Raw genomic sequence first — 21646 nt, 5'->3', positions numbered from 1 at the left:
GCTGTAAGTGTCAGAAAGCGATCAGCTTGGTGCCGGCGTAGGCCAGCAACACCGAAAGGGCCGAGCGCACCAGGCGTTCGGGGGTGTGGCGCATCAGGCGCGTACCCAGCCAGATGCCGGGCAGCGAGCCAGCCAGCAGCTTGGCCAGCAACGGCCAGTCCACCGATCCCAGGCTGGCGTGGCCCAGGCCGGCCACCAGGGTGAGGGGCACGGCATAGGCGATGTCGGCGGCCACGATGCGCGGCAGCGGCAAGAGCGGGAACAGCAGCAGCAGCACCGAGACGCCGATGGCACCGGCCCCCACCGAGGTGAGCGTGACCAGCGTGCCGATGACCGCGCCGAACAGAACCGGCAGGCTCCAGTGGCGCGCTCGCGTGGCCAGTTGCAGATCGGCAGCGGCCAGGCTGCGCGGCACCTGCTTGCCACGCGCAGCCTTGTAGAACATGGCGGTGGCGGTGAGCAGCAGGGCGAGGCCGAGCGTGTTGGTCATGAGCGATTGCACCAGCGGGCTCGCGGGTCCCAGCTTGTGCAGCACGACCAGCGTGGCCAGTGCCGCGGGAATGCTGCCTGCACACAGTTGCGCCACCACACGCCACGGCACCAGCTTCTGCCGAGCGAGGCTGACTGTTCCGCCCATCTTCGTGAAGGCGGCAAAGAGCAGGTCGGTGCCCACGGCCAGGTAGGGCTTGACACCGAAGAAGAAGATCAGGATGGGCGTCATGAGCGAGCCGCCACCCACCCCCGTGAGACCCACGATGAGTCCCACGGCAAATCCGGCCAGGATGATGGCGACGTCAGGCATGGGGGGACTTTAGGGACTCAGGCATATATCCCAAACGATTTTTTGCTCATGGGGATATAGCTGGAACGCATATAAAAATGCCGCTGTGGCCGCGATTCCCGGGAGGCATGCCCGTTCATCCGGCCAGATCGACCGCGCATCGTGTTTGCCGGCGTAACATCCGCGCCATGCAGAAACAGCGCATTCTGGTCAGCGTGGTGGGTTTTTCAGACGTGGAGCGCCATGCGCTCAACACGATCTTTCGTCTGTCGCAGGAACGAGAGGTCGCCTACGCACCCTGGGCGCCGCTCACGCCGCCAGGCACCAAGGTGCCTGCGGGCATGGCTCAGGTGGCGCTCGTGGATGGGGAGAGCGCCGAGGCGGTGCTCGCGCACGCCAAGGAAATGCCGGCCGGGCAGCGGCTGATCTGGGTAGGACCCGATGCGCCCGATCACGCCTGGCGCGTGCTGGATCGCCCTATCGAATGGGCCGCCGTGCTGCACGACCTCGATGCGGTGTTTGCCGCCCGCCAGGCCGATTCTGGCCTGCTCGATCTGGACGTGACCTCGCCTTCGCCCCTCGATCTGGCGCTCGACCTCGACATGGAAACCGGCGTCGAGCCGGTCCGCCGTGCCATGGTGGTGAGCGAAGACCCTCAAGAGCGCACCTACCTGCGCACGCGCCTGGCGCTGGCTGGCGTGGTGCATGTCGACGAGGTGATCAACACCGAAATGGCCATCGACCTGTTGAGCCGCCAGGCCTACCTCTGCGGCTTCTTCAATCTGGACGAGCACCACATGGACGTGTGGTCGCTCATGCGGCTGTTCGTGCAGCGCAACCCGCAGGCGCTGGCGCTGGCCACGAGCGAACTGGCGGGGCCGCTGGCGGGCTGGTGGCGGCGGCGGCGGGTCCGGCGTGACGCGCACCGGGTGGGCGTCACGGCCCTGCTGGAACGCCCACTGCAACCGCGTCAGATATCGGAATGGCTGGAACTGATCTGAACGCTCAGGCTTCCAGCAGCGAGTCGCGCAGTCGCTGGAGTTCCTGGCCGCCGAGCCCCATGGGGCCGGCCAGGTAGTTGTCCAGGCCGCCATGCTCCTCGTCAATCGCTTTGAATGCCGCCTCCAGGAACACGGGTTGCACGCTCCAGAGCACATCCATCACGTGGTCCGGCCCGTGGGATTCAACCAGTGAGCTGCGCACGTACAGCCGATTGGTGAGCAGGTAGTCGTGCACGATGTCCTCGCGCGGCACGCCCAGCGCGCTCAGCAGCAGTGCCGCAGCAAAACCGGTGCGGTCCTTGCCTGCGGTGCAATGGAACACCAGGGGCGTGGTTTGTTCCAGGAGGTGCTGGAAGAACCGGGCATAGACCGGCGCGCCCTTGAGCGCGAACAGTCGGTAGGTCTGGCACATCAGCTCGACAGTTTCGGCCTGCGTGGGCGCCTGTCCGGATTGCAGCAGCGCGTTCACCTGATGCACCACCGTGGGCTCGATGGCGAGCGACAGCGCGGTCACGCCGGGCACATCGGAAGGCAGTGCCTGGCGTTCGCCTGCACCCCGGAAGTCGATGCGGTGCGTGAGCCCCAGAGCCAGCACGGTGCGCAGGTCGTCCGGCGTGAGGCCGGCGAGGTGGTCGGAACGGTAGACGCGGCCACGGCGCACGCGTCGTTGGTCCAGCCCGACCAGGCCGCCGAGGTCGCGGAAATTGGAGGCACCCTGCAGCAGGCGTGTCGGGCGCTCTGCGGGATCGGGTTCGGTGGAAGAAAGGGTGGTGGTGTTCATGGTCGTGGTCATGTCGGTGATTGTCGGCGCGTCTCACGCCAGGCGAAACGGGCGGGGTCAAGCGCCGCCACCAGGTCGGCTTCGACGGGCACCGCCGTGCCGTCGATCTGTGCTGCCAGCAAATGGGCACACCAAGAAGCCAGGGTGATGCCGCGCGATCCCAGCGCAGTCAACAGATAGAGGCCGGGCTGGCGTGGCGTTTCGCCCAGTGGCTGGCGCTCCCGTTTCGAGCCAGCCTGCGCTTTGTTCAGTCGCAGGACGCGAGCGTCCGGCACGGCCCCGACCAGGGGCAGGCGGTCGAGAGAAGCACAACGCACCTGCGCCCAGCCCAGCAGCTCACCCGAGGCTTGCAGCCCCCGCAAATGCCTGGCCGCTGGTGGGCAGATCGCCTGCAGGCTGCTCGCGTTGGCCTCGTGCGCCTCGGGCGTCAAATGGCTGCTGGAATCGCCCCGGGTGTAGGTGGAGCCCATGGCCCACAGCCGCGCCGGCCATGCGGGCGGCAGACCGCTGTCTTCATAGCGTGGCACGAAGACGCCGTTGTCGCGTTGCGGACGTTCGGCCAGCGGCGCGCCCCGCAGCACAGCAAGGCTCATCTGGCCCTTGACCGGCCGCAACGGCAGATCTCTGGGTTCCATGGGGCCGTCAGGCTGGGCCAGCAAGTCGAGGCTGCCGTGCGCGGCAGCCACCACTGCCACAGGCGCTTCTGCCAGGAGCTGCCCTGCGGAGTCCAGTGCCCGCCATACACCCGATTCCCGGCGCTCCAGGCGTTGCACGGATGCCCGCCAGCGAGGAAGCACCTGCGAGCCGGCTTCCCTGAGCCAGGCATGCACCAGCGCAGAGGGGCGCACCAGCGCAGCGGGCCAGCGGCCTCGGTCGTGGCCCAGGTTGTCGACCTCGCAGGCCTGCCAGCCCTGGCCTTGAGGCACCAGGCTTTGCAGTTCCACCAGCGTGGCCTGCATGCCCAGCACCGACAGGCGTGACAACGGCGTGGGCGCTCGGGTGACATGGGGGCTGAGCATGCCCACGGGCAACCCGGAGGCCCCCTGAGCCGGGCCGGTACCGGCGTCCAGCAAGGTGATCTGCCAGCCTCGTCGCGCCAGTTGGGCGCAGACCGCCGCCCCGGCCAGACCGGCGCCGATGACCAGGGCGTGGCGGTGTGTTCCGCCCGAAGAGCTCACTCGTCCCGGGGTGGCGGCACGTAGCCGGCCGCAGCGTCGGCACCTTCGCCGAAAAAATGCTTCTCCATTTGCCGAGCCAGGTACTGGCGGGCGCGGGCGTCTGCCAGATTGAGCCGGTTCTCGTTGAGCAGCATGGTCTGGTGCTTGAGCCAGGCGGCCCAGGCCTCCTTGCTCACGTTTTCATAGATGCGCTTGCCCAGTTCGCCCGGGTAGGGTGGGAAGTCGAGTCCTTCGGCGTCTTTGCCGAGCTTGATGCATTTCACAGTGCGTGCCATGGCGTTCCTAAGCGTTGATTAGATGATCTGGTTATAACGAATGGAAGAATTAATTCGTTCCAGAACAGGTGGATCGCCGGCATGATCCCGGCTTTGCGGGTGTCTTTGCGGGTGTTCCTGAGGTTCGGGCCGAAGGCCGAGCGCCACTGTAGCAAGGTTTGGGTGCCCCGCCCGCCATGGCCTCGGCGGCAACAGGCGCATGAGTTTCTACAATACCGGGCTACCGTTCCAGAGGATCTGTTTTCATGAGTGCATTTCAGGAAGAGCGCGTGTTGAGTGTCCATCACTGGACCGACCGGCTGTTCAGCTTCACCACCACCCGCGACGCTTCGCTGCGGTTCTCCAACGGGCACTTCACGATGATTGGCCTGCGCGTGGACGGCAAGCCGCTGTTGCGCGCCTACAGCATCGTCAGCCCGAATTACGCCGACCACCTGGAGTTTCTGAGCATCAAGGTGCAGGACGGCCCGCTCACCTCGCGCCTGCAGCACATCCAGGTGGGCGACACCATCATCGTCGGTCGCAAGCCCACCGGAACACTGCTGATCGACTACCTGCTTCCGGGCAAGCGCCTCTATCTGCTGGGCACCGGTACCGGGCTGGCGCCATTTCTCAGCATCGTGCGCGATCCGGACACCTACGAGCGCTTCGAGCAGGTGATCGTGGTGCATGGCGTGCGCCAGGTCAACGAACTGGCCTACCGCGAACTGCTAACGCATGAACTCGTCAAGGACGAGATCCTCGGCGACGTGGTGCAAGGCAAGCTGCTGTACTACCCCACCGTCACCCGCGAGCCGTTTGTTCACCAGGGGCGCATCCCGCAACTGCTCAGCGATGGCGTGATTGCCAAGGACCTGGGCCTCCCCTTGCTCAACCCCGCCGAGGACCGTGTGATGATCTGCGGCAGCCCGGAGATGTTGCGCGACCTCAAGGCCCTGTGCGAGAAGACCGGGCTGAAAGAGGGCAACACCACCACACCGGGCGATTTCGTGATCGAACGGGCCTTTGTTGGCTGAGGTCGGGGAACTCGCAGGCAGAGCGACGGCTCACTGATCTGTCGCCCAATCCGCTGCACCCTTTCAATTCAGGATCTGCCTTGTTCGCCAGCCTCTCCAGTTCGACTCCTCGCTCACCCCTTCAAAGCCATCCCCGGCAGATCCTGGCGCTCGTTGCCGCGGCCTGCGTGGCCATGTTGGCCTATGGCATGTATTTGCAGCACGTGGTGGGTCTGGAGCCATGCCCCATGTGCATCGTGCAGCGCTACGCGCTGGTGCTGGTGGCGCTGGTGGCTGGCGTATCTGCGTTCTTCAAGCGCCGCTTCTGGCTGTATGCCGGCGTGATCAAGATGGGCGTGCTCGCAGCTTTTGGTGCTTTCGTGGCAGCGCGTCAGAGTTGGCTGCAGTGGAATCCGCCCGAGATCCTGAGCTGCGGCCGCGATTTCTTCGGCATGATCGAATCTTTCCCGCTTCGTCGCGCCATCCCCATGATCTTCAGGGGCACGGGCGACTGCTCGGTGATTGACTGGACGTTTCTCGGCCTGTCCATCGCCAACTGGTCTTTTCTTTGCTTCACTGCCATCGCGCTGCTGGCTGTGGCGCTCTGGGTGAAGCGTCCGGTTAGCTGAGCTTTTTCACCAGCACCTGGCTCTTGCGGTCCCAGTTGTACTTGCGCTTGCGCGCTTCGGGCAACCAGTCGGCGCCGACCTGCACGAAGCCTCGCTTGATGAACCAGTGCATGGTGCGCGTGGTGAGCACGAAGATGCTTTGCAGTCCCTGCGCCTTGGCACGCGTCTCGATGCGCTTGAGCAGCCGTTCGCCGTCTCCCTGGCTCTGGGTGTCGGGCGAGACAGTGAGCGCAGCCATCTCGCCGGTGCGCGCTTCCGGGTAGGGGTAGAGCGCAGCGCAGCCGAAGATCACACCGTCGTGCTCGATGATGGTGTAGTTGCCCGCGTCGCGCTCGATCTCGGTTCGGTCGCGCTTGACCAGCGTGCCGTCCTTTTCGAAGGGTTCGATCAGCGCCACGATGCCGCTCACGTCGTCCATGGTGGCCTCTCGCACGCTCTCCAGCTTTTCGTCCACCACCATGGTGCCGATGCCGTCGTGGGTGTAGATCTCCAGCAGCAGAGCGCCATCCACTGAAAACGGCAGGATGTGGCTGCGATCCACGCCGCCTTCGCAGGCGCGGATGCAGTGCTGGAGGTAGAACGCGGTGTCGGTGGGCTGGGTGGGGGCGGGCAGCGCGGCGAGCATTTTCCGCGCGTCGGCCAGGGGCAGCTCGGTGTCGATGCCACTCTCGGGATCGGCCTCGTCCACGCGGATGCCGGGGACCTCGGTCAGGAACATCAGTTTGTCGGCCTGCAGCGCCACAGCCACGGAGGTGGCCACGTCCTCCATCGTCAGATTGAAAGCCTCGCCCGTGGGCGAAAAACCGAAGGGAGAGAGCAACACCATGGCGCCCATGTCCAGCGTGCGCTGGATGCCTTCGGTGTCTACCTTGCGCACCAGGCCGGAGTGCTGAAAATCCACCCCGTCCATCAAACCCACCGGTCGTGCGGTGATGAAGTTGCCGGAGATCACGCGCACGGTGGCGCCGGCCATGGGTGTGTTGGGCAGGCCCTGGCTGAAGGCGGCTTCGATCTCGTAGCGCAACTGGCCCGCCGCTTCCTGCGCGCAGTCCAGGGCGACTTCGTCGGTGATGCGCATGCCATGCGAATACCTTGCCTCATGGCCCTTCAGGCGCAACTGCTCGTTCACCTGCGGGCGAAACCCATGCACGAGCACGATTTCCACGCCCATGCTCTGGATGAGTGCCAGGTCCTGCGCCAGGTTCTGCAGCTTGCCGGCCGCGATCGCTTCACCCGCGATGCCCACCACCAGGGTGTTGTGGCGGTGCTTGTGGATGTAGGGCGCGACCGAGCGAAACCAGGGGACGAAGGTGAAGTTGAAGACGTTGGACATGGATGGCAGGCGGGCGGTGGGCTGGGCGCGGATAATGGCCGGTTGCCCGATTTTGACCGAGTTTTCCCCGTTGTCCTCCACACCGCTGCACATCGAATTTCCTGAATCCCTGCCCGTCTCGGCCCGGCGCCACGAGATCGAGTCGGCCATGCGCGAGCACCAGGTGGTCATCGTCTGTGGCGAGACCGGTTCGGGCAAGACCACGCAGATTCCCAAGATCGCCCTCGCCATGGGCCGTGGTCGCATCAACGCCCGGCCCGGCCAGCGCGGCCAGCTCATCGGCCACACCCAGCCGCGGCGCATCGCTGCCTCCAGCGTGGCCAGGCGCATCGCCGAGGAACTGAAAACGCCCTTGGGCGAAGTGGTCGGCTACAAGGTGCGATTCCAGGATCGCTTGAGCAAGGATGCTTCCATCAAGCTCATGACCGACGGCATCCTCCTGGCCGAAACCCAGACCGACCCGGACCTGCGCGCTTACGACACCATCGTCATTGACGAGGCGCACGAACGCAGCCTCAACATCGACTTCCTGCTGGGCTACCTGCGCCAGTTGCTGCCACGCAGGCCGGACCTGAAGGTGGTGGTGACCTCCGCCACCATCGACGCGGATCGTTTCGCGCAGTATTTCGCCTCGAAAAGGGGACCCGCACCGGTGCTCATGGTCTCGGGGCGCACATTCCCCGTGGAGGTTCGCTGGAGGCCATTCGAGGAAAGCCGAGACTATGACCTGAACAACGCCATCACCGACGCGGTGGATGAACTTTGGCGTGGTCCGCATGGCGGTGACATCCTGGTCTTTCTTCCAGGCGAGCGCGAGATCCGCGAGGCGGCCGACCACCTGCGCAAGCATCTCTCGCACCAGCCGCTGTTGCGTTCGGCCGAGGTGCTGCCGCTGTTTGCGCGGTTGTCCCAGGCCGAGCAAGACCGAATTTTTCAGGACCACAGCGGGCGGCGCATCGTGCTCTCGACCAACGTGGCCGAGACCTCGCTCACGGTGCCGGGCATCCGATTCGTGATCGACGCCGGCACGGCGCGCGTGAAGCGCTACAGCTTTCGGCAGAAGGTGGAGCAGTTGATGGTGGAGCCCATCAGCCAGGCTGCAGCCAACCAGCGCGCCGGACGCTGCGGCCGCGTGGCAGACGGCATCTGCATCCGCCTCTACGACGAGGCTGGATTCAATGGTCGCCCGAAGTTCACCGATCCCGAGATTCTGCGCAGTTCGCTGGCGGGCGTCATTCTGCGCATGAAGGCGCTGCGCCTGGGAGCGGTGGAAGACTTTGCTTTCATCGAGGCACCGCAGAAACGCGCCATCGTCGACGGGTACCAGCTGCTGGCCGAACTGAACGCGGTGGATGAGGCCAACGAACTCACGCCAATCGGCCAGACGCTTTCTCGCCTGCCGCTGGACCCGCGCGTGGGCCGCATGATCCTGGAGGCGCAGCAGCGCGGCGCGCTCGACGAGGTGCTGGTGATCGCCTCGGCGCTGAGCGTACAGGACGTGCGCGACCGGCCGCTGGAGAGGCAGGCGCAGGCCGATCAGGCCCATGCCAAGTTCGACGACGAGAAGAGCGAGTTCAGCGGCACGCTCAAGCTCTGGAAATGGCTGGAAGACGCCAAGGGCGGCCATGGCAAGGATCACAAGCTCAGCCATCGCCAGTACGAAAACCTGCTGCGCGAAAACTTCATCAACGTGCGGCGCGTGCGCGAATGGCGCGACATCCACTCGCAACTGCACACGGTGGTCGCCGAGCACCAGTGGAAGCTCAATGAGAAACCGGCGAGCTACGAACAACTGCATCTCGCCATGTTGTCGGGCTTGCTTGGCAATGTGGGCCAGAAAAGTGAGACACCCGCGACTGGCTCAGGCCAGGCTGCAGACTGGTACCTGGGTGCGCGCGGCATCAAGTTCCACCGCCATCCCGGTGCCAACCTGAGCAAGAAGCCGGGGCGCTGGATCGTTTGCGCCGAACTGGTGGAAACCACTCGCCTGTTCGGGCGCGGTATCGCCGCCATCGAGCCGCTCTGGCTGGAACAGGTTGGTGGTCACCTGATCAAGAAGCAGCTGCTCGACCCGCACTGGGAGAAAAAGGCCGCACAGGTAACGGCGCTGGAGCGCGCCACGCTCTACGGGTTGGTCGTCTATAGCAACCGCCGCACCGATTACGGCAAGGTGGACCCTGCCGGCGCACGCGAGATCTTCATTCGCGAGGCGTTGGTGGCGGGCGAGTGGGATACCCGGCTGCCGTTCCTGGCGGCCAACCAGAAGCTGGTGCGTCAGGTGGCGGAGCTAGAGCACAAGTCTCGCCGCCAGGACGTGCTGGTCGACGACGAACTCATCTACGCTTTCTACGACCAGCAACTGCCCGCGCACATCTGCAATGGCGCCACGATGGAGCGCTGGTACCGCGACGAGTTGCGGCAGAACCCCAGGTTCCTGCTGCTCACACGCGAAGAGCTCATGCGCCACGAGGCCGCTGGCATCACCACCCAGACCTTTCCCAAGACCCTGCGCCTGGGCGGCGTGGATTGCGCGTGCAGCTACCTGCACGAACCCGGTGACCCTCGCGACGGGTTGTCGGTGGCGCTGCCGATCTTCGCGCTCAACCAGGCCAGCGAAGACCGCTGTGACTGGCTGGTGCCCGGCATGCTCAAGGAGAAGGTGCTGGCACTGCTCAAGACGCTGCACCAGCGCCCGCGCTCGCGTCTGGTGCCCCTCCCAGCCACTGCCGAGCGGTTTGCCATTGCATTGAGTGAGCCGGCGGCGTTCGGCGCCGGCAACTTCGTCGACGCGGTGCTCAGACTTGTGCGCGAAGCCACGCAGCTCGACATTCAGCGAGCCGACCTCAAGGCCGACATGCTGAGCCCGCACCATTTCATGCACCTGCGGGTGGTGGACGAGCACGGCCGACAACTTGGGCAGGGGCGCAACCTCGCCGCACTCAAGGCCGAACTTGGTGCCCAGGCGCGCGGCGCGTTCCAGGCATTGGCCGCGCTCAAGCTGGACGGTGTGCGGCCGGCGCCGCCGTCACCTGCCAGGGCAGGCGCGACGCCGACGTCCACGAAAGCGGCTGTGCCCGCCGCGCCAGCCGCCAACGCGACCCAGCGCCACACCGCCTGGGACTTCGGCGCGTTGCCCGAATTGATGGAAATCCGCCAGGGCCAGCAGACCTTGATCGGCTTCCCCGCGCTGGTGGATGACCTCGATGCCGTTCGCATCGAGGTATTCGACGAGCCGGAGGTGGCGCAAACGAAGCACCGCGAGGGTTTGCGCAGGCTGTTCTCGCTGCAGATTCGCGATGCGCTGAAGTACCTGGAAAAGAACCTGCCCGGGCTGCAAGCCATGGGCGTGGCCTACATGCAGGTGGGCAAGGAGGCGGGTGGCGGTGGCACGCTGGAGGAACTGCGCACCCAGATTCTGGAGCTGTCGCTGGACCGCGCTTTCCTCGCAGAACCCTTGCCCACCGACGAAACCGCCTTCAAGCGCCGCGTCGAGGAAGGGCGAGGTCGCCTGACGCTGATCGCCAATGAGATGGCCCGAACGGCTGGGACCATCCTCACCGAATACGCCGCCGCGCTGCGCAAGCTCAAAGATGCGCGGCCGCCGGCCGACGTGGCGGCTGACATCGGCCAACAGCTTCAGCGGCTGGTGCCCAGGCGCTTCCTTCTGCAGACGCCACACGCACAACTGCAACACGTGCCGCGCTACCTGAAGGCCGTGCAAATGCGGTTGGACAAGCTGCGAGCCGATCCCGCGCGCGACGCCGCCCGAATGGCCGAGCTGCGGCCACAGGAGCAGCGCTTCTGGCGCCTGGTGGCCGAGCGAAAGGGTGTGCAGGACGCACGGCAACAGGAATTGCGATGGCTTCTTGAAGAACTCAGGGTGAGTTTTTTTGCGCAGGAACTGCGCACCCCTCAGCCGGTGAGCCTGAAGCGGCTGGAGAAAGCCTGGGCCCAGCTCATCGCCTGAGCCCGATGGCTCATCGGGCGCTCAACAGGACCACGCCCTGGGTTACGCCCAGGGCGATGTTGGCCTGAAGGCGCGCCAGCACGGCCTGCGCATCGCTGCGCGTGGCGAAGTGGTTGATGCGCACTTCGTGGCGTCCGCTGCGGCTGACCATCTCAGCTGGATAACCAGCAGTCTGAAGGCGTTGGCGCAAGGCCACGGCTTCGCCCAGGCTGGAGGTGGTGGCCGCCACGGCACGCCATCGCCCGCCTCGCAGCACGATACCTTTGCCAGGCTGCATTTCTGCCTGACCGACGAACTTGGCCAATTGCTCCGGCGTGGCCTGACCAGCGGGTTTTTCAGGTTCACCGGTGAACACGACCCAGAACGCGCCGGGTTTGTCCAGGCCGATACCGGGCTTGGCGTCTCGCTGCACTTCCACCTTGCCCTCGAACACGCAAACGGCATCGTGCGCAGCGTCCGTCATGCTCCAGAAGTCGGTGCCCCGGATGCCCACGGTGGCGGTGGCCAGCTCCAGGTTGAGTTCGCGCCGGTTGCCCAGGGCCTTGCTGGTGTAGTCGGTGGCGTACCGGAACACGCCGGTGATCAGCTTGAACGTGGTGGTGAGCGCGGCAGGCTCGGCGTCACTGGCTCTGCTTTCGTCCATGGAGCGGATCAGGAAATCGGTCTGCTCGCCCAGCTTGATCACGCTCTGGTCGCTCAGGCGCAGCAACATGCGCGAACCGTCGGCGGTGATGGCCCGGTCGTTGCTGCGAAGGGTTGCGCCAGGCGAAGCGGGGCGGCGTTCGCCATTTCGCTCCACCCAGGCGGGCAACTGGACCGCTTCCACCACGGTTTGCGAAGGCGCTGCGCGTGCGGCAGGCGCGGCAAGCCAGGCGAGCGCGCACCCCAACAGGGCCACGGTGCCCATACGCAAAAGACGAGAGGAATAGGGGGCGCTTGCGCGCGCGACCCGGGAAACCTTGAACATCGACACACCTTTTTCAAGAGGGCGCACAGCGCCTTGAAGAAATTCCTGAAGTATTGACGCTCACTGGTGTCTATCGGCCTCGCCGGACGCAGGCACAGGGCGTTGTGTGACGCTTGACCGTGAACCAGTTCGCGCGTGCAGTGTTTGTGGTCGCGCAGTGGCCATCTCCCACCCGGGTGGCGGGGTATCAGCGCATTGGTTGACAGCGGGGGCGCCGCTGCGTTTCACTGTGGGCGAACTCATCAAGGACCCCCATGGATCGACGCGAGTTTGTGGAGAACTGCGCCCTGGGCGCTGGAACGCTGGCCGCCACCCTGGCCAGCCCGGCCTGGGCGGTCGATGCCAGGCCTCGGACCTATGGGCGCGTCCAGCTGCTTGACGAAGTGGGACGGCCGCTCAAGGCTTCGGATCTGAAACCGCAGACGAATTACGTGTTTCACTATCCCTTCGAGGCCACGCCGGTCTTCCTGCTCGACCTGGGCAAGCCCGCCACGCCCACGACGCTGGTCACGCGCGACAAGCTGAGCTACCAATGGCCTGGCGGCGTCGGCCCTCGGCGCAGCCTGGTGGCGTTCTCCGCGATCTGCGCGCACAAGCTGGTGTATCCCACGAAAGACCTGAGCTTCATCAGTTTTCGAAAGGGTGCGGCGGTGAACCCTCAGACGCCGAGCAAAGGTAACGACCTGATCCACTGCTGTGCCGATCACAGCCAGTACGACCCGGCGCGGGGAGCCCAGGTGTTGAATGGCCCGGCCGAACAACCGTTGTGTGCGGTGCTGATCGAGCACGACGGCAAGACCGATGGTCTGACGGCTGTGGGCACGCTGGGCGGCGAGCTGTTCGACGACTTCTTCAAGAAGTACGAGATGAAACTGAGTCTGGAGTCTGGACCGAACGCCCGACAGACCGTGGCCCGGCAAAGCACGGTGCGTGAACTGGACCGCTTTTGCCGCAACCCTGTGCGGTGTTGAATCTCAGAGCCGCGACAGCCGCGAGAGCGCCTCGCGCAAGGTGTCGTCTTTCTTGGCAAAGCAAAAACGCACCACGCGCTGGTCGAACCCGTTGCCGTAGAACGCCGAGAGAGGAATCGCGGCCACGCCGATCTCGCGCGTCAGCCACTGGCAGAAGTCGCTCTCGGGCAGTTCGCGTTCAGGCACAGCGAGCCGGGAAATGTCCACGCACTGGAAGTACGTGCCCTCACCTGGCAGCAAACGGAAGCGGGTACCGGCAAGACCCTCACGAAACAGGTCGCGCTTGCGCTGGTAGAAGGCCGGCAGTTCCCGGTAGGGCTCCGGGTTGCCCATGTAGGTGGCCAATGCGTGCTGCATGGGCGTGTTCACCGTGAACACGTTGAACTGGTGTACCTTGCGGAACTCCGCTGTCAGCGGTGCAGGCGCCACCACAGTGCCCACTTTCCAGCCCGTGACGTGGTAGGTCTTGCCGAAGCTGCTGACGATGAAGGCGCGCCGGGCCAGCGCTGGAAAGCGCGCCACGCTCTGGTGGACCTGGCCGTCGAACACCATGTGCTCATACACCTCGTCGCTGATGAGGAGCACATGGGTGGGGGCCATCAGTTCCTGCAGGTGCAGCATGTCGGCCTCGGTCCACACGGTGCCGCTGGGGTTGTGCGGGCTGTTGACGATGATCGCGCGCGTTCGCGGGGAGAGCGCAGCAGCGATGCGGTCGAAATCAGGGCGGAAGGTGCCAGGCGTCAGCGGCACCCGCACCGCCACACCGCCGGCCAGCTCGATGTTGGGCACGTAGCTGTCGTAGCAGGGTTCGAGCACGATGACCTCGTCGCCTGGATGGACCACCGCGAGAACAGCGGTGAGGATGGCCTGAGTGGCACCGGCGGTGATGGTGATCTCGGTGTCGGGGTTGCAGGCCAGCCCATAAAGGGCTTGCATCTTCGCGGCCATGGCCTGCCGCAGCGCGGGCGCGCCCGGCATGGGCGGGTACTGGTTGTGTCCCGCCTGCATGGCCTGGGTCACGGCATCGACCAGCGCCGGATCGCAGTCGAAATCGGGGAAGCCCTGGCCCAGGTTGACCGCACCATGCTCGGTGGCCAACGCGGACATGACGCTGAAGATGGTGGTGCCGACGTTGGGCAGGCGGGAGGCGGGGGCGGGCAGGGGGGCGGACATGGGTTGGCTCACAACTCGTAATCGTCTGGGGTGCCGCTCATCGCACGCAGGATCAGATCGCGGGAGAGGCGGTCGCTCAGCAACTCGGCGAAGCGCAGAACGAAATGGCGCAGGTAAGTGCCGCGCTTGAACGCCACGCGCGCCAGATTGTGGCCAAAGAGTTGTGCCGCAGGCCGCGCCACGAGGTCCGGGGTCTGGTTCTCGCCCTGCACGGCCATTTCGGCCACGATGCCCACGCCCATGCCGAGCTTCACGTAAGTCTTGATCACATCCGAATCAATGGCTTCGAGCACGATGTTGGGCTGCAGGTGGCGCAGGGCAAACGCCTGGTCGATGCGGGTGCGACCGGTGTAGCTGGGGTGGTAGGTGATCAGCGGCACCTGCACCAGGTCTTCGAGCGTGATGCGCTCGCGTTCCAGCAGAGGATGGTCGAACGGGAACACCAGGACGTGCTGCCATTCGTAGCAGGGCAGGGTGACGAGCTCGGGATAGTTCACCAGCGACTCGGTGGCCATGCCGATCTCGGCGACTTCCTCCATCAGCATGCGGGCCACTTGATCGGGCGAACCCTGGTGCAGGCTGATGGCCACCTTGGGGTAGGCCTGGCGCAGCGCAGCCACCGGCCCCGGCAGCACATAACGCGCCTGGGTGTGGGTGGTGGCAATGGACAGCGTGCCGCTGTCCTGCGCCGAATACTGCTCGCCGATGCGTTTGAGGTTGTTGACCTCGCGCAGGATGATGTCGATGCTCTTGAGCACCTGTTGGCCCGGCTCGGTGACGCGCTTGATGCGCTTGCCGTGACGGGCAAAGATCTCGATGCCGAGTTCGTCTTCCAGCTCGATGATGGCCTTGGAGACACCCGGTTGGGAGGTGTGAAGTGCCTTGGCCGCCTCAGTGAGGTTGAGGTTGCGGCGCACCGCCTCTTGCACAAAGCGGAACTGGTGCAGATTCATGCGGCGGACTCCAGGGCAATCTTGGCCAGCAGCGCTGTCAGGCGAGGATCTTCGCCCGCAGGGGGCAATTGCTCGAAGCGCACACCCGGGTGCGTGCGAGTGAGTTCGGCCATGAGCTGCGGCAGATCCTCGCGGGCGTGTTTGCCCATGCCAAAGAACAGGGGCAGCACGCGCACCTCGGTCGCCCCCTTAGCCACCACCTGGTGTGCTGCCGTGGCCAGGTCGGGCTCGCAGAGCTCTAGGTAGGCGCACGACACCGGCGACCCAGGCGCGCTGCGGGCAATCTGGCCCGCCACCGATTCGACCGGAACGCGCCACAGCGGGTCGCGCGACCCATGGGCAAACACGATGACGCCGAGCATGGGCCCCTACCTCCGAAGCACCAGCCAGCCAAAGGCCGCGAGCGAAAAGACCGAATAGATCAGTGCCGGTGACGCGGCGGCCAGCCAGGGTTGCCACTGGTTGAGGTTGCCGATGTAACCGAACACGTTGTTGAGCAGGAAAAAGCTGATGCCGATCATCACGCCGCCAAACACATAGCCGGTGATGCTGCCCGAGCGAAAGTGGAGATAGGCAAAGGGCAACGCGAGCACGACCATGACGAGGCAGCTCAGCGGGTAGAACACCTTGCGCCAGAACTCGATTTCGTAGCGTTGCGCCGTCTGGCCGTTGGCCTCCAGATGGCGGATGTAGCCAAACAGATCCGCCGTGCGCATGCGCTCGGGCTTGAGCAGCGCCACCGAGACCATCTCGGCGTTGATGCCGCTGGGCCAGCGGAAGGTCTCCAGATCGCGATTGAGGACTCGACCCGACGCTAGACCCGCCGTGTCGAATTCGCGGCGTTGAACCTTGCGCAGCGTCCAGGAATCGTCGCTCTCGATCTGCCCCGTCGCGGCGTGCAGGGTGGAGACCAGGAACCCCTGGTTGTTGAACTCGAAAATGCGCACGTTGCCCAGCTCGCCTTGAGACGACATGGAGCCCACGTTGACCGAGAAATTGCTGTAAGGCTGGCGTTCCTTGAGCCAGGCCCCGGTGCTGCCGAGGCTGATGTTGCCCTGGTAGCGCGCCTTGAGCAATTGGGCGGTGCGGTCCGAGATGGGTGCCAGATAGTCGCCAATGGCGAAGGTGAGGACGACGAACACCGCACCCAGTCCCAGCAGCATGCGCAGCGCCCGCCATGGCCCCAGGCCACTGGTGCGCAAAATCGTGTATTCGGAGCCCTGCGCCAGTCTCGCCAGCACAAACACCGCGCCGATCAGCACGGCGATGGGCAGCAGTTCGTACACCCGGCTGGGCATCAGCAGCGTGACATAAAGCAAGGCGTGCGGCACCTCGTACACCAGCTCGGGCTGCAAGGGCGAAGGCTTGCCCAGCACAGGCAGTTCGTCGACGAAATCAAAGAAGAAGAACAGCGAGAGGAAGGCCACCAGAACGAAGGCCACGGCCGCGAACACCTCGCCATAGATCAGGCGGCGGATGGTCCTCATGCGGCAACCTCAGTGGCGCGACGGCTGCGCTGCGCACTGATCCAGCCACGCACGCTGAGGTTGAAATGACGCTTGGTCAGCCAGAGCACGGTCAGCGCGAAGACGCCACCGTGCAGCATGAGCATGAACCCGCCCAGGCTGAACAGCCCATTGGCCACCCAGCTCTGACCCAGGTTGAGCAGGTTGTAATAAAAGACGAACGCGAACAGTGTGAAGAACAGGTTGCCGCCGCGCCCGGCACGCGGGTTGCTCGTTGTGGTGGCCAGGGCAATCAGCACAAAGTTCAGAGAAGTCAGCCCCATGCCAATGCGCCAGCCGAGTTCACCCAGGTTGGCTGCACTGGGCTGGGTGATGAGGTCCCAGCTTTTGCGCGCCTTGAGCGCCTGAGCGCTGCGCTGCCCCACCGCCGATGCGCCAATCTGCGTCCCGTATTCCTCGAACTCGCTGACACGCTGGCTGCTCTGGTCGGGTGCCGTTTCCAGGCGTTGACCATTGTTGAGCATCAGGAACTGCTGGTCCTTCACCCATTCAATGCGGCCCGAGCGTGCCGACGTCACGGTCTCGCGACCGTCGCTCTCGGTGCTGGAGATGAAGATGTTGCGGCCCTCGGTGCCATCGGCCGTGTCTTTGTCGATGAAGAATACGCGCCGGCCGCTTGAAGACTCCTGGAACTGGCCGGGGGCCACGCGCTCCAGGTCGCCACGGCGCTCGAAACGGTCGCGCAGGTTGTCGGTTTGCTGGTTGGCCCAGGGCCACACAAAGAACACCCCCAGCGAGATCACCAGCAGGATGGGCCAGGAGAAGCGCATGACGGGACCGAGAAAGCCCCCGAGCGAACGCCCGCTGGAGAACCAGATGATCATCTCGCTGTCGCGGTACATGCGCGAGAGCGTGAAAACGATGGCGATGAACAGGGCCAGGGTGAGGATGGTCGGCATGCGGCCGATCACGGTGTAGCCCAGCACCAGCGCGATCTCCTCCGGGTTGACGCTGCCACGCGAGGCCAGTCCGAGCGTGCGGATGAGCAGCATGGTCAGCACGATGGTGAACAGGACCACGAGGGTGGCCCCGAAGCTTCGCGCCAGCTCTTTGCGGATGGAAGAATGGAATAACATTGATCGAGAACAGGAAAGCACGATTATGGACTTTGAACTCAAAACCCTGGCACCCGCCCAGGCCCCCCAGCTCACCTGCGATGCCCTGCTGGTGCTGGTGCCCGACGCCAGGGCCGCCGCTGCCGCCCCGGATGCGCTGAGTCGACTCGTGGCTCAGGCCACGAAGGCAGGTGACCTTGAGCCCGGCGTGGCCAAGCTGCTGGCCTGCTACCGCCCCGAAGGCTTCAAGGCAGCACGCGTCACCCTGGTTCGTGCCGGCGACGGTTCTGCTGCGGCGGTGCGCAAGGCCGTGGCTGCGGGCTTAAGCACGCTCAGGCAACCCGGCATCCAGCGCCTTGGCCTGGTTCTGAGCTTGCTGGATGCAGGCGACGCTGCCGTGCGCGCAGCGGTGCAAGCCACTGCCGATGCCACCTACACCTTCACCACCACCAAGCCTTCCGCCAAGGCCCGGGCGCTGCGCGAGGTGGTGCTGGGCGTGAGCCAGCAGTCGACAGTGCGAAAAGGCTTCGAGACCGGCAAGGCCGTGGTCGCCGGAGTGGAGTTTGCGAAAGAGTGGGCCAACCGTCCTGCCAACCACGCCACCCCCACTCTGTTGGCCGAAGCCGCCCGCAAGCTGGGTCGGCACGCGCGCATCAAAACCGAGGTGCTCGGCCCCAGGCAGGTGGAGGCCCTGGGCATGGGGTCCTTCCTCGCCGTGGCCAGGGGCTCCGCCGAGCCCCTGCGATTCATCGTCATGCAATACGCCGGAGCGGCAAAATCCAGTGCCCCTGTGGTACTGGTGGGCAAGGGCATCACCTTTGACACTGGCGGCATTTCTATCAAACCCGCCGCCGAAATGGACGAGATGAAGTTCGACATGGGTGGTGCCGCGAGTGTGCTGGGCACGTTCGCCGCGCTGGCTGAATTGCAGCCTGCCATCAACGTGGTCGGTCTCATTCCAAGCTGCGAAAACATGCCCGATGGCCAGGCCGTGAAACCCGGTGACGTGGTCACCAGCATGAGCGGCCAGACCATCGAGATCCTGAACACCGATGCCGAAGGGCGCCTAATCCTGTGCGACGCCCTGACCTACGCCGCGCGCTTCAAGCCCCGCAGCGTGGTGGACATCGCCACCTTGACCGGCGCCTGCGTGATCGCCCTGGGGGGCGTGCGCTCGGGCCTGTTCTCCCCGCGTGACGAACTCGCACAGGCACTGCAGCAGGCCGGGGAAGCGTCGCACGACCTGTGCTGGCGCATGCCGCTGGATGACGAATACGCCGAAGGCCTCAAGTCCAACTTTGCCGACATGGGCAATGTGGCGGGGCGCGCCGGCGGGGCCATCACCGCAGCCAAGTTTCTGCAGAAGTTCGCCACCGATCTGCCCTGGGCCCACCTCGACATCGCCGGCACCGCCTGGAAGAGCGGTGCTGCAAAAGGCTCTACCGGTCGGCCGGTCCCACTGCTGGTGCAATACCTGCTGGATCAGGCCGCTGTGGACGCCACTTCGCCAGCCAAGACCAAGAAGGCGGCCTCCCCACGCGTGCGCAAGGCCTGAGGCTCGAGTGCAGGTCATTGCCATGACCGAAGTCGCCTTCCACTTCAACGCGCCCGACAAAGTCGGCTACGCCTGTCGTCTGCTCAGGAAGGCCTATCTGCGCGGCGCACGCCTGCTGGTGGTGGTCGACGAACAGGACCGCCCCGCACTGGATGCGGCGCTCTGGACGATGGCGCCCGGCGCATTCATTCCCCACGCCAGCGAGGCCGACCCCGACCACGTGTGGTCTCGTTCGCCCATCCAGATTGCCTCTGGCCAACCCGTGAAAAGCGAAGCCACCGTGCTGGTGAACCTACGCAATGAGGTGCCTTCAGGCTATGAAGCTTTCGCCCGCGTGATCGAAGTCGTCACCAGCGGTGACGCCGATCGGCAACAGGCTCGCGAACGCTGGAAGTTCTACAAGTCGATCGGAATTGAACCTCAGCGGCACGACTTGCAGCTGGCGCCACCCGAAGTGCGGATTTCAGACTGAACGCCTCATTGCATGCGCTGGGCTAATGAAGGATTCAATGGAGTGATGAGCATTTGGGAAAACCCTCGGTCTGCCTTTGGCCGTCAAGTGGTCGCGAAATCTGTGCGATTTTTGGAGTATCTTTATGGATGTGGAGAAAAAAAAAGTTCCCTCCGCATTCCAACATTTACCCTTTCTGAGGAAAACCATGCAACTGAACATCAAACTGGCCGTCATTGCGGCGGCTGTCGCTCTTGCCGCCTGCGGCAAAAAAGAAGAGGCTGCTGCTCCGGCCGCCGCACCTGCGGCCGCTCCTGCAGTTGCTGCTCAGGTCATCAAGATCGGTCATGTGGGCCCCACCAGCGGCGCCATTGCCCACCTCGGCAAGGACAACGAAAACGGCGCCAAGATGGCGATCGAGGAACTCAACGCCGCTGGCCTGACCATGGGTGGCGCTCCTGTCACCTTCGAACTGCTGGCTGAAGATGACGCTGCTGATCCCAAGCAAGGCACCGCCGCTGCCACCAAGCTCGTGGATGCCAAGGTCGCCGGTGTTATCGGCCACCTGAACTCCGGCACCACCATCCCGGCTTCGCAGATCTACAACGACGCTGGCATTCCCCAGATTTCCCCCTCTGCCACCAACCCCAAGTACACCCGCCAGGGCTACGCCGGCGTGTTCCGCATGGTGGCCGACGACGTGCACCTCGGTGGCACCCTGGGCAAGTACGCCGTGGAAACCCTCAAGGCCAAGACCGTTGCCGTCATTGATGACCGCACCGCCTACGGCCAGGGCGTTGCCGACGAGTTCGAAAAGGGCGTCGCAGCCGCTGGCGGCAAGGTGGTGGGCCGTGAGTTCACCAACGACAAGGCCACCGACTTCAACGCCATTCTGACCACCTTGAAGGCCAAGAAGCCTGACGTCGTGTTCTTCGGCGGTATGGACGCCGTGGCTGGCCCCATGCTCAAGCAGATGAAGCAACTCGGCATCACCGCCAAGTTCATGGGTGGCGACGGCATCTGCTCCAGCGAACTGCCGAAGCTGGCTGCCGACGGTATGGGCGAAGAGACCGTGTACTGTGCTGAAGCCGGCGGTGTGGAAGGCGAAGAAAAGGCTGGCATGGAGAAGTTCCGTGCCGACTTCAAGGCCAAGTTCGGCGCCGACGTGCAGGTGTATGCTCCGTACGTCTATGACGCCGTGAAGGTCATGGCCAACGCCATGGTGACCGCCGGCTCGGCAGACCCCAAGGTCTACCTGCCTGCTCTGAAGGCCACCAACTACAAGGGTGTGACCGGCAACATCGCCTTCGACGAAAAGGGCGACATCAAGAACGGCGCCCTGACGCTCATGACCTACAAAGGCGGCCAGCGCACGACCATCGCCGTGATCCGCTGATCCATCGCGCCATTTCTGAAACCGCGCAGGTTTCGGAACATAAAAAGCCACCGCTCGCGGTGGCTTTTTTTCGTCGGTGCTTTCCTACACACGGTGCCGGCCTGTACCGACGCCGACCATGCGATGGCCTTCGTAGACTGTTTCTGCACGTCGATTTCATTTGTCGAACACAGAATCAGCGAGGAAGAATTTTGGACAACATCTACGAAGTCCTCCGCGAAAGCCACGAAACGCAACGAACCTTGTGCCGACGTCTGCTTCGCATTCAGCCCGATGACCCAAGAGCTGCGGAGGTGTTCAGGACCTTGCGCACAGAGTTGGCAGCGCACGCCGCTGCAGAGGAACGCTTCCTCTACGCCCAGATTCTTTTTGATGACATGGGTCTGAAGTCCTCGCGCCACGCGCTTGCCGAGCACCACGAAATTGACGAATGTGTGGAAGCGCTGGAGGCGGCGCGAGACAAGCCGGAGACTTGGCCAGCGCTGGTGAAGAAGCTCTCTCACGAGGTTCACCACCACCTCAGGGAAGAAGAGCGAAAGTTCTTTCAGCTTTCGGGAAAGATCCTCACCGACAGGCAGAAAGTGACTTTGGCGACCCGCTACCGGCGAGACCTTGAACGAATGCGTGAGGTGCTGGAGCCCTGACTTGAGCAAAAAAAA

At 64.6% G+C, this 21646-nt stretch carries 20 protein-coding genes; 9 read left to right on the top strand and 11 right to left on the bottom strand.

Annotated elements, in window-relative coordinates:
- Window positions 1-10: 10 nt before the first annotated feature.
- The gene (locus AB7F11_RS19910) at window positions 11-802 is read right to left on the bottom strand and encodes a sulfite exporter TauE/SafE family protein (RefSeq protein ID WP_428290936.1); all 792 of its coding nucleotides are present in this window, start codon (window positions 800-802) and stop codon (window positions 11-13) included.
- Window positions 803-969: 167 nt separating this feature from the next.
- Here AB7F11_RS19910 and AB7F11_RS19905 point away from each other — a divergent pair, with 167 nt between their 5' ends.
- Window positions 970-1782, top strand: a complete 813-nt coding sequence (locus tag AB7F11_RS19905) for a hypothetical protein (protein WP_428290937.1) — start codon at window positions 970-972, stop codon at window positions 1780-1782.
- A gap of 4 nt (window positions 1783-1786) precedes the next feature.
- On the opposite strand, the gene AB7F11_RS19900 is transcribed toward AB7F11_RS19905, so the two are convergent.
- The 3 genes from AB7F11_RS19900 to AB7F11_RS19890 are packed head-to-tail and all read right to left on the bottom strand — an operon-like array spanning window position 1787 to window position 4016.
- Window positions 1787-2563, bottom strand: coding sequence for a tyrosine-protein phosphatase (locus AB7F11_RS19900; RefSeq protein ID WP_428290938.1), 777 nt, complete (start codon window positions 2561-2563; stop codon window positions 1787-1789).
- 8 nt (window positions 2564-2571) lie between these two features.
- Window positions 2572-3741, bottom strand: a complete 1170-nt coding sequence (locus AB7F11_RS19895) for an FAD-dependent oxidoreductase (RefSeq protein WP_428300043.1) — start codon at window positions 3739-3741, stop codon at window positions 2572-2574.
- Complete coding sequence (locus tag AB7F11_RS19890) at window positions 3738-4016, bottom strand: oxidative damage protection protein (protein ID WP_428290940.1); 279 nt, start codon at window positions 4014-4016, stop codon at window positions 3738-3740. Before AB7F11_RS19890 ends, AB7F11_RS19895 begins: the two co-directional genes overlap by 4 nt.
- Window positions 4017-4261: 245 nt before the next feature.
- On the opposite strand from AB7F11_RS19890, the gene AB7F11_RS19885 reads away from it, so the two are divergent.
- Both AB7F11_RS19885 and AB7F11_RS19880 read left to right on the top strand, forming a co-directional pair.
- Window positions 4262-5032: a ferredoxin--NADP reductase gene (locus tag AB7F11_RS19885; RefSeq protein ID WP_428290941.1), complete on the top strand. Its 771-nt coding sequence runs from the start codon at window positions 4262-4264 to the stop codon at window positions 5030-5032.
- An 80-nt stretch (window positions 5033-5112) separates the two neighbouring features.
- A complete protein-coding gene (locus tag AB7F11_RS19880) occupies window positions 5113-5640 on the top strand; it encodes a disulfide bond formation protein B (RefSeq protein WP_428300044.1) in 528 nt (175 codons plus the stop codon).
- On the opposite strand, the gene argA is transcribed toward AB7F11_RS19880, so the two are convergent.
- Window positions 5633-6973, bottom strand: a complete 1341-nt coding sequence (gene argA / locus AB7F11_RS19875) for an amino-acid N-acetyltransferase (RefSeq protein WP_428290943.1) — start codon at window positions 6971-6973, stop codon at window positions 5633-5635. The genes AB7F11_RS19880 and argA overlap by 8 nt on opposite strands.
- A 148-nt stretch (window positions 6974-7121) precedes the next feature.
- On the opposite strand from argA, the gene hrpA reads away from it, so the two are divergent.
- Window positions 7122-10940: an ATP-dependent RNA helicase HrpA gene (gene hrpA / locus AB7F11_RS19870; protein WP_428300093.1), complete on the top strand. Its 3819-nt coding sequence runs from the start codon at window positions 7122-7124 to the stop codon at window positions 10938-10940.
- 10 nt (window positions 10941-10950) lie between these two features.
- On the opposite strand, the gene AB7F11_RS19865 is transcribed toward hrpA, so the two are convergent.
- The gene (locus AB7F11_RS19865; protein ID WP_428300808.1) at window positions 10951-11907 is read right to left on the bottom strand and encodes a FecR domain-containing protein; all 957 of its coding nucleotides are present in this window, start codon (window positions 11905-11907) and stop codon (window positions 10951-10953) included.
- Window positions 11908-12161: 254 nt separating this feature from the next.
- Here AB7F11_RS19865 and AB7F11_RS19860 point away from each other — a divergent pair, with 254 nt between their 5' ends.
- On the top strand, window positions 12162-12878 hold the full coding sequence (locus AB7F11_RS19860) for a twin-arginine translocation signal domain-containing protein (protein ID WP_428290945.1): 717 nt from the start codon (window positions 12162-12164) through the stop codon (window positions 12876-12878).
- A gap of 3 nt (window positions 12879-12881) precedes the next feature.
- Here AB7F11_RS19860 and AB7F11_RS19855 read toward each other — a convergent pair whose 3' ends face one another.
- Genes AB7F11_RS19855 through lptF form a run of 5 tightly spaced genes read right to left on the bottom strand, consistent with a single transcriptional unit; the run spans window position 12882 to window position 17606 of the window.
- A complete protein-coding gene (locus tag AB7F11_RS19855) occupies window positions 12882-14051 on the bottom strand; it encodes a pyridoxal phosphate-dependent aminotransferase (protein WP_428300046.1) in 1170 nt (389 codons plus the stop codon).
- 8 nt (window positions 14052-14059) lie between these two features.
- On the bottom strand, window positions 14060-15004 hold the full coding sequence (locus tag AB7F11_RS19850) for a CysB family HTH-type transcriptional regulator (protein WP_428290947.1): 945 nt from the start codon (window positions 15002-15004) through the stop codon (window positions 14060-14062).
- Window positions 15001-15366: a sirohydrochlorin chelatase gene (locus AB7F11_RS19845; protein ID WP_428290948.1), complete on the bottom strand. Its 366-nt coding sequence runs from the start codon at window positions 15364-15366 to the stop codon at window positions 15001-15003. The genes AB7F11_RS19850 and AB7F11_RS19845 overlap by 4 nt, the downstream gene beginning before the upstream one ends.
- 6 nt (window positions 15367-15372) lie before the next feature.
- The gene (lptG, locus tag AB7F11_RS19840; protein ID WP_428290949.1) at window positions 15373-16491 is read right to left on the bottom strand and encodes an LPS export ABC transporter permease LptG; all 1119 of its coding nucleotides are present in this window, start codon (window positions 16489-16491) and stop codon (window positions 15373-15375) included.
- The gene (gene lptF / locus AB7F11_RS19835; protein WP_428300047.1) at window positions 16488-17606 is read right to left on the bottom strand and encodes an LPS export ABC transporter permease LptF; all 1119 of its coding nucleotides are present in this window, start codon (window positions 17604-17606) and stop codon (window positions 16488-16490) included. The genes lptG and lptF overlap by 4 nt, the downstream gene beginning before the upstream one ends.
- A 25-nt stretch (window positions 17607-17631) precedes the next feature.
- Here lptF and AB7F11_RS19830 point away from each other — a divergent pair, with 25 nt between their 5' ends.
- The 4 genes from AB7F11_RS19830 to AB7F11_RS19815 all read left to right on the top strand — a co-directional run bounded on the left by AB7F11_RS19830 (window position 17632) and on the right by AB7F11_RS19815 (window position 21631).
- Entirely contained in the window at window positions 17632-19140 is a 1509-nt protein-coding gene (locus AB7F11_RS19830; RefSeq protein WP_428300048.1) for a leucyl aminopeptidase, read from the top strand.
- A 22-nt stretch (window positions 19141-19162) separates the two neighbouring features.
- The gene (locus AB7F11_RS19825; protein ID WP_428300049.1) at window positions 19163-19612 is read left to right on the top strand and encodes a DNA polymerase III subunit chi; all 450 of its coding nucleotides are present in this window, start codon (window positions 19163-19165) and stop codon (window positions 19610-19612) included.
- 187 nt (window positions 19613-19799) lie between these two features.
- Window positions 19800-20987, top strand: coding sequence for a branched-chain amino acid ABC transporter substrate-binding protein (locus tag AB7F11_RS19820; RefSeq protein WP_428290953.1), 1188 nt, complete (start codon window positions 19800-19802; stop codon window positions 20985-20987).
- 59 nt (window positions 20988-21046) lie between these two features.
- Window positions 21047-21631, top strand: a complete 585-nt coding sequence (locus AB7F11_RS19815) for a hemerythrin domain-containing protein (RefSeq protein ID WP_428300050.1) — start codon at window positions 21047-21049, stop codon at window positions 21629-21631.
- Window positions 21632-21646 lie beyond the last annotated feature (15 nt).

It is taken from the genome of Hydrogenophaga sp., from assembly GCF_050250835.1.
In the GTDB taxonomy this organism is placed as follows: domain Bacteria; phylum Pseudomonadota; class Gammaproteobacteria; order Burkholderiales; family Burkholderiaceae_C; genus Hydrogenophaga.
The sequence above is the reverse complement of the archived record's forward strand: the minus strand, read 5'-3'. Positions and strand labels throughout refer to the sequence as shown.